This window comes from Variovorax sp. MPBD4-3 (assembly GCF_058809745.1).
In genome coordinates, this window is the sequence record NZ_JBXASW010000069.1 from 16,254 (window position 1) to 30,183 (window position 13,930).

The window sequence follows — 13,930 nt, forward strand, 5'->3', positions numbered from 1 at the left end:
CAGACAGGAGCGACACGGCCGGAGCCCCGCCGCCCTGTTCCGCCAAGGGTTGCGTCAGACCATGACGAGCTGCTGGTTGGAGAGCAATGTGGCCAAGTCCACCCGCAGATCCCGCAGGGTCAGAAGCGGAGCGAAGTCGTGGCCATTGCCCGCACCGTCGCGGTCCACCGAGATCACCGTGTCGCGCCCGTTGACCACCGAGACCTTCAGGTAGCTGGCTTCGTTGCCCGGCGTGAAGCCGACCAGCAGTTGACGCAGGTCGATGCGGTCTGCATTCGGCCAGGCCACGAAAGCGCCGACCTCGAACCCGTAGACGTCGTCCGCGCCATTGCCGCCTGTGGCGTCGCTGGCTGAGAGCAACTTGTAGAGCAGCGTGTCGCGGCCTCCGCCCATGAGGGTGAAGGTGTCGTTGCCGCCACGGCCCTCGAACTGGTTGTCCGCCGCGTTGTCGACGAAGATGTCGGAACTGCTGCCGCCCGCCAGGCCCTCGATGTTCCTGAAAGTCGCCGTGCCGAAGCCGGTGTTCTGTGCGCCGGTGATGCTCAGATCGATGGTGAGCGGCGTGTCGCCCGCGAGCTTGTAGTCGACGATGTCGAGGCCGCCGGTGTTGCTCCAGGCCTTGACGCCCGACACCGTGACCGTGCCGCCGCCGCCTTCGTACTTGTCGTCGCCCCGGGTGGCGAAGAATGTGTCGTTGTAGCCGGTGCCGACGATGCCATTGCCGATGTTGGCATTGGCGACGTTGATGCCGGATTCGGTGGTCAGCACGAAGGCGTGGTTGGCCTCGCCGGCTTTCAGGCCCGCCCAGGCGGCATTGACGACCTCGATGGTGTTGCCACCCAGCTCGTCCTTGCCACCCACGTCCGCGGCACTGCCGTTGGCGATGCGCAGGAGCGCCAGCGTGTAGGTCTCCTTCGCGTCAAGCCCGTAGAAGTCGACGATCGCCGAGCTGTCGTTGGTCTGGTTGCCGGACTGCGGATTGATGATCTGCGTGGAAACCAGCTTGCCTGCCGAGTTGAACAGCTGCACGGTGTTGCCATACAGCGCATTGATGCCCTGCGCATCGAGGATGCGGAAATGCAGCGAAGTGCCGTCCGCCACCGTGGTGGTGTTGGTGATGAACCGGGTGTTGCCTTTCTGGGTGAACACCAGCAGATCCCGGTCGCCGTCCCAATCCGTGTCGGCCGCAATTGCTCCGGTGACGGAATCGCTGAGCTCGGGCCTGTAGTCCCAATCGCCGATCGTGTTGGTCCCTCCCAGCAGATTGTCTCTGACGAACTCGAGCGTCTTTCCCGAGCTTTTGTTCGTGTAGAGATTGATCGGCCCCTTGTTGCCGTCCTTCGTGACTCCGCCAAGGTCACCGAAGCCCGGCAATTCGATGGCGTCCATCTTGCCGTCGCCATTCCAATCGACCGCGAGCGAAGGACCACCTTGCACCAAGCGTCCGCCATCCGTCACGCCGAACGTATACATGCCCGACGGCGTGGTGCCGATCTTGTCGAGATCCGGGTCGTTCATCTCCAGGTGGCCGCGGCCATCGTTCAAGAGGATGCGGCTTTGATACTGCTCATCGGGTGTTTTTCCGTAGCCGCGCCCCATGAACAGGTCCATGTAGCTGTCGCCGTTGAAGTCGGCCCAGGTCATGGAGATTCCGTTGCCGAAAAAAGCGAACAGATTGGCAATGTTCTGGAACGCGTTCTCGATGATCTGCGTGTTCTCCCAGGTCCCGTCGCCCTTGTTGCTTGCAACGACCAGGCGGTGCGGCTCCTTGCTTTGCTTCGTCTCCGCCAAGGCGGGATCGGCCGAGGGGCCGCCGATCTTGGTGGTGTAGGCCGTCGCGTGGTAGACGAGATCGATCGTGCCGTCGTTGTTCAGGTCGACGCCCGACAATTCGGTGTCGAAGGGGGCGTTGCCGGCGTTGGCCGATTTCGCAGCGCCGCTCCCCACAATGTTGGTATAGCCTGTATCTCTGGCCATCTTGCGGATGTTGCCGTCCGTGTTCAACACGATCTGGGAGTCGTTTCCTTCGACACTGGTACCGCTTCTGCGAGGCTGGTCTCCATAGGCCACGCTGACGAAGCCGGTGCCTGTCTTGTCGAAGGCAACCACGCCGCTGAACGAGCTGTTTACGTTCGAATCACCGCCTGCGGGACCAAGGGTTTTGTCCTTGTAGTTGTAGTCCCGCCCGCCAACCTGGAGTGCGGTATAGCTGCTGCCATCGAAGATGAATGCCTGCTGGCCATCGCTGGGTGTGCTGTCTTCCGTGAACAGGTCCATGTGCCCATCTCGGTTGACGTCGATGAACGTGGCATTCTGGACAAAGTTGTTCCCCTTGTATGTCGGGTTGTAGTCTTCGCTGAAGACTGACTTTTCGGCATTGCTCTTCAACGCTGTCAGCTTGAAGCTGCCGAGCGTGGCGTTGTTGGTTCCATCGGCATCCAGCATCGTCTGGTTGCTGTGGATGCGCCACATGCCGTTCTCGCCCACGGTGTAGGCAGTTCCCTTCTGGTGCGGATCGCTGGCTGCGGATCCGACAGTCACCTTGGGCTCCTCGGAGACGATCAACTCGCCGGCTGTGTCGTCGGTCGTGATCTGCGTGCCGGAAGCGCTCTTGACGACGGCCTTGACGTCGTAGGTTCCACGCTGCATTGCCGCCGGCACCTGCATGTACCAGATGCTGTGCTGTGCATCGATTTGCACGCTGCCGTCCACCGAGCTGTAGGTCTTGCCGTCGATGGTGACCTCGATGTACTGGCCATCGACCAGCTTGAAGGGCATCGTGCCGTTCACCAGTGGCGTCGGGTCTACGGTGTTCTGGCTGTTGACAGTGAGGGCGTAGTCCGCAGTCAGGCTGAAGTCGCTCGACATGGCGCCTTCGGTGCCGGCCGCGCCGGTCACGACGGCCCGGTAGGTATGGCTCGAGCCGTCCGCGAGGAACCCGAGTTCGTAGGTCCAGCTAGTGCCGGCTACTGTTGCCGTGCCCAGCAGCTGCGAGCCTTCGTAGATGCGCACCACGTCGTTGGCACCAATGGCGGCGCTCATCTTTCCTTTGAGAACCGGATGGGGGTCATCCGTGCGCGTGCCGCTGCCGAAATCGCCCTGGCCGACGCCGACGTCATCGGTGTAGCTCGTGATCTCCACCGTGTGCATCGGCACGGCATTGCCCAGCGTGACAGCGTGGGTGCTGGTCGCCTGATTCTGCGCACGGTCTTGCACCTCGGCCGTGATGGTGACGGTGCCGTTGGTCAGTCCGCTGATGTCGGCCGCAGCGGCAGTCCAACTGCTGCCGGAGACGGTCGCTGTGGCAGTCACGCTGTTCGTGCCGTCGCTGAACGTGACTTTGACGATCTGGCCGCTCTCGACATTGGTGGTCGTCCCCCGGACCACCACTGCGTCGTCTTCCTTGGCGCTGACCTGGTCGTCTCCCGCCACCGGCTTTTCAATGGTGATGAGCGGCGCCGTGCTGCTCACGCCGTAGCCATGGTTCTTCGAGCCACTGGCCGTGTTGCCCGCCGCATCGTGGCTGACGACGCTGGCAGCGACGGTGCGGCCGGCGTCGGCCGCCAGGTCGCTGCCCGCCACGTCGACTCGCCAGTTACCGCTTGCATCCACGGCGCTGCTGTAAGCGACGCCATTGACCTGCAGCGTGACAACGTCGCCCGATTGCGTGCCGGCTGTGGTGCCGGACACGGCAACGGCGCCACCGGCCTCGGCCATATTGACGACGTTGTCGGAGGTGATGGCGGCAACGCTGATTGCGGGCGCCGCCAGCGTGGTGTCGAGCATCGCGCTGTCGGTCGCGGCCGGCGTCGAGACATTGCCTGCGAGATCGCGGCTGGTCGCGCTGACGCTGATCGCTGCGCCTTCCACCGGGTTGTCGAACGCGACGTCGAGGAAGCCATTGGCTACATCCGACGCAGTCAGCGTGACGCTGGCGGTTTTGCTGCCATCGGTGAGGCTGATGACATCACCCGCGGCCGCACCGGACACGAGCGTGACCTTCACGCTCACTTCGACGCCCTTCTCGCTTGCGTTGATGAAGCCGTCATTGTTGGCGTCGTTGACGATGGCGATGCTGATGAAGGGCGGCTTGCTGTCGACGCTGGCCGTGGTTTCGATGCTCGCGTTGCCAGCGTGATCCGTCGCGACCACATGCAGCACCGTGCCGTGTGCCAGAGCAGTTGCCGGGGTGATGCTGTACCTGTCATCGGCCGCCGCGGTGGCGCTTCCGATGGCGTTGCCCGCATCGTCCCTGATCGTGACCAGAGTGCCGGCTTCCGCCATACCGGTGATGAAGCTGCCGCTGGTCGGTTTGACGATCGGTGCGACGGGCGCCTTGCCATCCACGATGATCTTGGTTTCAGAACTCGCATTGCCCGCGCGGTCGACGGCTGCGATGCTCAGCTCGACGCCGTCGGAAAGCGGCGTTGCCGGAGTGACGCTGTACGAACCATCGCCCGCAGCAGTCGCACTGCCGATGACCGTGCCGGAACCATCCTTGATGGTGACGATGGCCCCTGCTTCGGCGCGGCCTGCGACCTGCTTGCCATTGGTCGGTTCTACTGTCGGCGCGGGAGGCTCCTTTCGGTCGACGGTCGCCGTAGCTTCGGAACCGACGTTGCCGACGCGATCGGTCGCAACGGCATGCAGTACCGCGCCGTCCATCAGAGCCGTCGAGGGGGTGATGCCGTAGGTGCCGTCCGGCGCGGCGGTCGCGCTGCCGATCACCTTGCCTGCGTCGTCCCTGACCGTGACCAGGGCGCCGACTTCGGCCTTGCCCGTGAGCGCGTTGCCTCGGCCCGCATCGAGCATCGGCGCTGGCGGCGGCGTGCGGTCGACGGTGGTGCCGGCTTCGAAACTGGCATTGCCAGCTCGGTCGATCGCAACAATGCGCAGCACAGTGCCGTCAGCGGGCGTGCTCGCTGGCGCGATGCTGTAGACCCCATCGTTCGCGGTGGTCGCGCTGCCAATGACATTGCCGGCACTGTCCTTGACAAGAACCAGAGCACCAACCTCGGCCGTGCCCGTGACCGAACTACCGTTGGTGGGATTGACCGTCGGCACATCGGGCGACTTGCTGTCCACTGTGACGCTGGCTTCACTGCTGGTGTTTCCCGCAGCGTCGGTCGCGTCAACCCGCAATTCAGTACCGTTGGCCGGCGGAGTCGCCGGCGTGATGCTGTACTTTCCGTCGGCCGCCGCGGTGGCGCTGCCGATGACGACGCTCGCACCATTCCTGATGGTGACCAGAGCACCAGCCTCGGTCGTGCCGGTGATCGATCTTCCGTCGGTTGGATCGACAGTTGGCACGGGCGGTGGCGCATCGTCGACCACGGCTTTCGCTTCGAGGCTTGCATTTCCGGCGCGGTCAGTTGCCACGATACGCAACTCCGTGCCGTCTGCAAGCTTGAGCGCCGGGTTGAATCTGTATGTGTCATCGGCTGCGGCGATGACGCTGCCGATGACCGCACCCGCGCCGTCCTTGATCGTGACCAGAGCGCCAGCTTCAGCCGTGCCCGAGACCGAAGTGCCGTTGGATGGGCGAATCGTCGGCGCAGCGGGCGCCTTGCCGTCGACTACTACCGGGGCTTCCTGGCTCGCATTGCCTGCGCGATCCGTCACGACGACGCGCAGCTCGGTGCCGTCCGCAGGCGCGGGCACAGGCGTGATGCTGTACTTGCCGTCGCCCGCCACGGTGGCACTGCCGATGACGGCGTTCGCAGCGTTCCTGATCGAGACCAGAGCGCCAGCCTCGGCCGTGCCGGTGATCGAGGTGCCATTGGTCGGATTGACGGTCGGCGCGGGAGGTGCCTTGCTGTCTACCTTGATCCTGGCTTCGGGGCTGGCATTGCCCGCAGGGTCGGTGGCGACAACGCTCAGCTCTGTGCCGTCCGCTGGAACGGCAACTGGCGTGACGCTGTAAGCACCGTCGGTCGCGGCAGTGGCACTGCCGATGATCTTGCCCGAGCCGTCCTTGACCGTGACCACCGCACCGGCTTCAGCGTTGCCCGTGATCCTGGTGCCATTGGCCGGATCGACCGTCGGTACTGGAGGCGAAGTGCTGTCCACCGTGATTCTGGTTTCAGTGCTGGGATTGCCCGCAGCGTCGGTGGCTATGACCCTCAGCGCCGCGCCCTCCGCCGGCGCGTTCACTGGAGTGATGCTGTAAGAGCCATTGGCCTCAGCGGTGACGCTGCCGATCACGGCTCCAGAAGCATCCTTGACCGTGACCAGTGAGCCGATTTCAGCGGTGCCCGTGATCGACGTGCCGTTGGTCGGGTTGGCCGTGGGCGCGGCGGGCGGCATTCCGTCTACCCTGATCTTGGCAACCGGGCTGGCGTTGCCGGCCGTGTCGGTTGCCGAAACGCTCAACTCCGCTCCGTCCGTCGGCGCGCTCGATGGCGTGATGCTGTATTTGCCATCCGCCGCGGCGGTGACGCTGCCCAAGACGGCGCCGGTGGCATCCTTGATCGTGACCAACGCGCCAGCTGCAGCCACCCCGGTGATCGCGCGACCATTCGTCGGGTCGACCTTGGGCATGTCGAGCGCCTTGCTGTCGACCTCGATCCTGGCTTCCAGGCTGACGTTGCCCGAGGGATCGGTGGCGGCAACACGCAACTCGGCGCCATGTGCGGGTGGAACTGCGGGAACAACGCTGTAGGAGCCGTCAGGCTTGACGGTAGCGGTGCCGACAACATTGCCCGAAGCGTCCTTGATCGTGATCACGCTGCCGACCTCCGCCGTACCGGTGATCAGCTTGCCGTTCGTCGGATTGACCTTCGGTTCGTCCGGCGACTTGCTGTCTACCGTCACCTTGGTTTCGAGGCTCGCATTGCCCGCGGAGTCGGCCGCCATGACGCGCAGTTCCGCTCCGTCTGCCGGCTTGATCGCTGGCGTGATGCTGTAGGTTCCATCGGCCGCGGCGGTGGCACTGCCGATGACTGCGCCGCTGCCGTCCTTGACGGTGACGACAGCATCGACTTCGGCCGTGCCCGTGATCAGACTGCCGTTCGTCGGCTTGATCGACGGCGCAGGAGGTGCCTTGCCGTCGACAGTGGCCTTGGTTTCAGGGCTGACATTGCCTGCGCTGTCTGTAGCAACGACGCTCAAAACCACGCCATCTGAAGGCCGGCTCACCGGTGCGACGCTGTAGGAGCCATCGTTCGCGACCGTCGCGCTGCCGACGACAGCGCCTGCCATGTCCCTGATCGTGACGATAGAGCCTGCCTCCGCAGTCCCCGTTATCGCGTTTCCGTTGGTCGGGCCGACCTTCGGTGCGAAAGGTTCTTTGCGGTCTACGGTTGCCGTAGTTTCGACGCCGACGTTGCCGGCACTGTCTGTCGCGGTGGCGTGCAGCATCGTGCCGTCCGCCGGAACGGTCGAGGGGGTGATGCTGTAGGCGCCGTTGGTCGCGGTGGTTGCGCTTCCGATCACGTTGCCCGCGTCGTCCTTGACCACGATCAGGGCATCGGCTTCCGCCAGGCCCGTGATCAAGCGGCCGTTGGTCGGGTTGATTGAAGGAGCAGGAGGCGATTTGCTGTCGACGACTGTGGTGGATTCAAGACTGACGTTGCCGGCACGGTCGGTCGCCACTGCGTGCAGCACCGCGCCGTCTGCCGGTGGGATCTGCGGAGCTATCTTGTAGGAGCCATCCGCCGCAGCGATCGCGCTGCCGATGAGATTACCCGCCCCGTCTTTGATCGTGACCAGGACGCCGCGCTCTGCGACGCCAGTGATCGAACGACCGTTGGTCGGTTCGGCCGTGGGTGCGAAAGGCGGGTTGCTGTCGACTGTTACCTTGGCTTCGGGGCTGGCCTTGCCTGCGGGATCGGAGACGACGACGCTGAGTTCGGTGCCGTGCGCTGGAGTGGCCACGGGTATCACGCTGTATGTGCCGTCGAGCGCAACGGTCCCGCTGCCGATGACAGTTCCGGCGCCGTCCTTGATCGTGACCAGGGCACCCGCGCCGGCCGTGCCGGTGATCGAGCTTCCATTGGTCGGACTGATCGTGGGCGTATCGAGCAAATGTCCATCCACCCTGCCTCGGGTTTCCGGGCTGACGTTGCCGGCACTGTCGGTGACCGTGACACGCAGTTCGGTTCCGTCTGCCGGGATAGTCGCCGGACTCATGCTGTACGAGCCGTCGCCGCGGGTGGTCGCGCTGCCGATCACGTTGTTCGAGCCGTCCCTGACCAGGACTGTGGTGCCGGCTTCGGCCGTACCTGTGATCGAACTGCCGTTGGTCAGATTGACCGATGGTGCAACGGGCGGCTTCCCGTCGACCGTTACCCTGGCCTCGGGACCGGTGTTGCCGGCACGGTCGGTGGCGACGATGCGCAGATCGGCACCGTCTACCGGCTTGTCAGTCGGAACGACGCTGTAAGCGCCATTGCTACCGGCAGTGGTACTTGCGATGACGTTACCCGTGCCGTCCCTGATCGTGACGACCGCACCAGCTTCTGCCGTGCCGGTGATCGAACTGCCGTTTGTCGGGTTGGCAGTCGGCGCCGCGGGCGGCTTGCTGTCGACGATGGCCGTGGCTTCGATGCTCGCGTTGCCAGCGGCATCACTGGCCACGACGCGAAGCAGGGTGCCATCCGCTGGAGTGGTCACCGGGGTGACGCTGTAAGCGCCGTTGATCTCCGCAGTAGCACTGCCGACGAGGTTGCCCGCGCCGTCCCTGACGGTGATCAGCGCGCCAGGCTCCGCCGTGCCGGTGACCGGATTGCCATCGGTGGAGTCGACGGTTGGAGTGAATGGCGCTTGGCTGTCGACGGTAGCCCTGGCCTCCGAACTGGCGCTACCGTCCGGATTCTTTGCAATGACGCGAAGGACCGTTCCGTCCGGCACTGGCACGGCCGGGCGAACGACGTAGGTGCCGTCGGGTGCGGCGGTCGTGCTGCCGATCAGCGTGCCCGTGCTGCTGGAGACTGCAACTGTTGCGCCGGGCTCCGCCGTCCCCGAGATCGAACCGCCATTGGTGGGATTGATGGTCGGCTTGGCCGGTGGCGGCGCCCGGTCGGCGGACGCCGGCGGAGACTGCGGCGACGCAACAAATGGCATGGGCACCCCACCGCCACTGCTACCGCCGCCTCCGCCTCCGCCGCCACCACCAGCAGCAGCCGCGGCCAAGCCACCGCCAAGCAACCACGGCCACGCACCGAAATCGGATGCCTTGGGCATGAGCAAGGGCTCGATGGGATCAATGCTCGAGTAGTTGACGGCCAATTCGCCTTGCTCCTGGCTGAGCCCGGCGAGCCAAGAACCGTCTTGTCCTTCATCCAGAACCAGATCGCTCTTGCTCCCATCCATCGCCGAGAAGAATCCACGAACAGTGACGATCTCTCCCGAAATGGAAGTGATGACCAAGTCGGCACCGACCCGACGCATTCCCTTGATCTGCTGTCTGGGCAAGTCCACCCGAACAATAGAAGCCTCTTTCAGAGAAATCTCGTTCGCAGAGATTTGAACGCCTTCCCCGGTGCGCTTGACCACGACATACAACAAAATAATTACCTCAACACCGAACCAATGAACATCCAACAGCGCAAATGGAAGCTACGTTCAACCTATGACGTCTTTGAGAACGCAGTCCGCAACTCGTATCCGTAACCGAAAACCGCTTTCAGAATCAACCCGTTGGACGGCTCGATTTTTAACTTTTTCCTGATTTTTGCGACGTAGACATCCAGCACCCGAGAGCGCGAGTCTGCAAATTCCCGGCGAAGCAGGAAATTAAGATTTCCTCTGGCCAATGGAAAATCTATATTCTTGAAAAAATTCAGCGCAAGGTCGTATTCACGTCGCTGCAGGCTTACCTCTCGATCTTCGTAGAACACCTTTCGCTCATCCAACTGGAATTTATAGTTCCTGAAGGCCAAAACGCCGTTTTCCGTTTTCGCGCATCTGGCAGCAGCGCTTCTGGTCATCAGATTTCGCAGCCTCAATCTTATTTCCCCGCTGTCAAAGGGAGGAAAAACAAAATCAAAATTGCCATCTCCAAGAAACCTGTCACCCGCCCGCAGTTGCCATGCAGCCTTGCTCTCGTTGACGGCAAATAAGACCGGTGCGTTCGTCAGCCCTCGAATAGCCTTCACCCAGTTAATATTCACGTCCGTGGGAAGGGCCAAAAGCAGCAGCCCAAATCGGTCGCCCGAGCGGAGTGCGTTCATCAGATCCGTCACGGTCTCGAACGCAACGGAGGCGCAGCCCAGCCGATCGACGCTCTTTCGCAAAGTGGGGCAGCTGAGACTCGATTCGTCGAGTGCTACAACAGGCAATTGCAGCTCGCCCGAAGCCGACCCCAAGGCGCTTGGCGTCGCCTGAATTGGCATATTTGCGGCGCCCGCCGCGCCCAGGGAAAGCTCAGTGGCTACCGGGAATCGACCCTGGCTGGAATAGGAAGAACTCGATGGGGGGAATAAGGCCGGATGCCCACCGGCCTCAGAGAAGCGGTCGCCTTCTTCTTTCGCTATCGACGCCTGCACGATGTCATGGACGCCGCTCTGTTTCAGGAGTAGCGATCGGCTACGAGACTCTGGGGAAATCATTCCAACCTCTCAAGTTCAAGAAGAACGTCAAGAGAGGCTTGTCGCAGCACTCCGCTATGACCGTTCGGGCAGCGGAATGTATCTGCTTGCGACGGACATGATTAATGACATGTTCATGCAATTAATGTCATTAAATAGCAGGAAGGTCGCCCCGGGGAGATCTATTTACGAGCTCGGGGGCACTGAAGAACTGCCTAAAAAATCACCTTGCGCACCATATCTGTGCGCTGTCTTGCTTCTAAAAAATTTCACTTGGCGGCAATGATTCAAGATTCATGTCGATGCAAGTCGGAGGCAAAAATCGCCAGATTCGTGAATTAGTTCACACTATAGTGCTATGTTTGTAAGCACAAAGAAGCCCCTGGCACGCCTATCCGACCCGGACAAGTGGAGTGTTAACGAGGCTTGCCTAGTGCGGCAGCAGAGGGAGTGTCAGGCGAAACACGGTGCCTGCACCGTTACTCGAAACCAGCACGACGTCGCCGCCGTGCAAACGGGTGATAGCCCGTGAAATGTGAAGGCCAAGGCCGGAGCCCGGCACCAGCGAAGAATTGCCGCCCCTGAAGTAACGCTCGAACAACTCGCTCTTTTCAGACTCAGGAATTGGATTTCCCTTATTTGAAACAGTCACGCTAAAAATATTGGAGCTGGCGTCGCATTTCACATCAACCATCGAATCGGCCGGAGAATATTTGATGGCATTCAATATCAAATTCCGGATGGCCATTTCAATTTTTTCCTGATCCCCTTCAAACATTACTGGTTGACCCGCCGCGGTGACGTTCAGACGCACCTGTTCGTCAGGCAATCCGATATTGCGAACGTTTTCAATCACACTCCAGATGTCGAAGCTTCGGACCGTCGAACGCGCACCAGATTCCAGCGTATCGTCCAGAAGGATGTTCTCCACCAAGGTCGTGAGACGGCGCGTAGCCTTGCGGATTTTCTCGACACTGCGCTTGACTCGCTCGTCGTTTCCAGATGGTGACAACCCGAGTGCTTGGGCCACCGCATCGACGATGGCGAGTGGCGTACGGAATTCGTGCGAAAGAATCGCGACGAACTCGCGCTGCCGAACTCGCTCCTCCAAAGCGATCTTGGCGATTTTCATTGAGTCGAAAGCTCGTTTTCGCTCGGCCCTCAGTTTTAACTCGGAATCCCTGGAACGGCTTACCACCGCAATGTTGAGAATTGCAAGATTAGCCAGCTGCGTCAACTGTATCAATGACTCCGTGACGAATGATTGCTCCAGCCTCACCATGCCAAGCAGGACCATGCAATAAAAGAGCCATGACGAATTTACAATGACGAAAACGAGTGCGGCAAAAAGCTGATGGAAAACCTTTCGACGCACGATGAACCAAAATATGAATATCGTGTTGAACGCGCCAACAACAATTTCAAGGTAGAGCAGCCATCTGATGGAATTTTCTATTATTCCGCACAGCGCCAATACAGTGGCCACAAGAAAAATGGATGCCGCCAGATAAGTGAATCGAGAAGCCCAGTGCGAATATTCCTTGTAATTGAAAAACCGGCAAACAAATATGGCGGAAATCGCCATGAGAGCGCAGGTAGTCGCATCAACGAAGCGATCCGCATACACGGGATTCTCAGTAAAAAATAAAGAACTGGCATATCCCTGCACGGCAAACACCGCTCCTAGCATCACAACCAGAAAAAGCGAATATATGAGGTAATTGGGGTCCCGCGTCCATTTCCAGAAAATCAGATTCATTAGCACCATCACGCCAATCGAACCGGCAAATGCCGAGAAAAAAAGGCTTCTCTTCAATTCAACCCTGTCGAACACTGATTTTTGCCAGAGATTCAGATCGAGAATTGTCAGACCGTGCGTTTTTACCCTAAAATAATGCACCCTGGCCGTGGAATCCACGACCAGTGGAAATGCCATGATGCTGGATTTGATTTCCCTTTCGGAAAAAGATAATTGGTCCCCGATCTTGTTGGATGAAATTTTTCCATCGGGGGCCACGCAGTACATCTCGACTTCGTCGATCCAGCCAGGAAATATTTGAACGACCCAGTCGATCGGCGTGCCTTCGTCGTGCTGCAGCGAGACCCGGATCCACAGGGCGTCGTTCGAATACCGCTCCAGAGAGCGAATATCCTCATGGGCAAAGCTGTATTTTTGCGGTTCGGAGACGATATTGTTCATGGTGACCTTCCCGGTAGGGTCACGGAACACTTCCACTTCCCTCGCCAACGAAATCGGACCATCATCGCCTTGCCCCTTCTTGAGCACGACGCCTCCTGCGCCCTGGCATGAGAGCCAAAGAATCAGTCCGAAGATCAAACACAGGCAGCGATTTTTTTTCATCTCATTGATTTGTCTGGCTCGCCGTCGAAACTCGCGCCGAAGCCGAAGAAATATGCACCATGAACAATACGAAAATCGACAGCCGTGAAAAAATAGTCGTTTACCTGATCGAAGACGAAGAAGACCTGCAGGAGGCCCTCGTATACAGCCTCAACCAGATGGACATCGAGGCACACGGCTTTTCGACGGCTTCGGCGTTTTATCGGGCCTACGCGGTCCGCCGTTGCGACATCGTGGTCATCGACATCGGCCTGCCGGATGAAAACGGGTTTTCAATTGCCCAGCACCTGCGCTCGGCCAGCAACGTGGGGATCGTGTTCGCGACCGCGCGCCACGAGCTGAGCGATCGAGTCCGCGGCCTGCGCGATGGTGCGGACGCCTATTTCGTGAAGCCGGTGCATGCCGAAGAGCTTGCCGCGTCGCTCCAGGCCATCCATCGGCGCCTCAAGGCAGCCGACCGCAGATCCCGTTCCACGCCCCCGCAGGCCGAGGCGCCAAGAGGCACAGGGCGCTGGGAGCTCAGGGAAGAAGACTGGATCCTCTGCGACCCCGGCGACCGGATGCTGCGCCTCACCATGTCGGAGCGAGCCATCGTGGGATGCCTGTTCAAGCGGCGCGACAAACCCGTGGACCGCGCGGAACTCGCAGCCGCGCTCGGTGGCGACCTGGAGCAGTTCGATCTTCAGCGCGTGGACGTGGTGATCAGCCGCCTGCGGCGCAAGGCGCTCGCCGCGGGCATTTCGCTGCCGCTGCACACCGTCAGGGGCACCGGCTACCGATTCCGGGCCTGAGGCCCCGCTCCGCACACTGCTGTTTTCGAACAAGGTGCGTCGCGCCCGAGAAAGCGGTAAGTCATTGATTAGTAACGACTTTCTACGATCACGCACCCTCAAGCCAAGGTGCGTCGCGGCCTAAGGAGATTTCACACCCAACATCCTTCGGCCACATCTCACCAATTCCATTGAATCGCCCCGGCTTTCATGGAGGCCAGTTGGTTTAAGTCATGCCGCCGTCTTGGCGGACTGACTGGCGAGTTGCC

Annotated in this window: 4 protein-coding genes; 1 reads left to right on the forward strand and 3 read right to left on the reverse strand. The window is 61.0% G+C overall.

Annotation, left to right across the window (positions count from 1 at the left end):
* Positions 1-54: 54 nt before the first annotated feature.
* The 3 genes from AC1RVW_RS26745 to AC1RVW_RS26755 form a co-directional block, all read right to left on the reverse strand.
* Entirely contained in the window at positions 55-9,543 is a 9,489-nt protein-coding gene (locus tag AC1RVW_RS26745) for an Ig-like domain-containing protein (protein ID WP_493203622.1), read from the reverse strand.
* A gap of 26 nt (positions 9,544-9,569) precedes the next feature.
* Complete coding sequence (locus tag AC1RVW_RS26750) at positions 9,570-10,550, reverse strand: winged helix-turn-helix domain-containing protein (RefSeq protein WP_106935164.1); 981 nt, start codon at positions 10,548-10,550, stop codon at positions 9,570-9,572.
* Positions 10,551-10,959: 409 nt separating this feature from the next.
* A complete protein-coding gene (locus AC1RVW_RS26755; RefSeq protein WP_493203623.1) occupies positions 10,960-12,891 on the reverse strand; it encodes a sensor histidine kinase in 1,932 nt (643 codons plus the stop codon).
* 59 nt (positions 12,892-12,950) lie between these two features.
* On the opposite strand from AC1RVW_RS26755, the gene AC1RVW_RS26760 reads away from it, so the two are divergent.
* Entirely contained in the window at positions 12,951-13,682 is a 732-nt protein-coding gene (locus AC1RVW_RS26760; protein ID WP_234382717.1) for a response regulator transcription factor, read from the forward strand.
* The last annotated feature ends 248 nt before the right edge of the window (positions 13,683-13,930 follow it).

Coding starts and splice junctions, on each gene's coding strand:
- AC1RVW_RS26750 (WP_106935164.1), bottom strand. CDS start 10,550: ATGATTTCCCCAGAGTCTCGTAGCCGATCGCTACTCCTGAAACAGAGC.
- AC1RVW_RS26755 (WP_493203623.1), bottom strand. CDS start 12,891: ATGAAAAAAAATCGCTGCCTGTGTTTGATCTTCGGACTGATTCTTTGG.
- AC1RVW_RS26760 (WP_234382717.1), top strand. CDS start 12,951: ATGAACAATACGAAAATCGACAGCCGTGAAAAAATAGTCGTTTACCTG.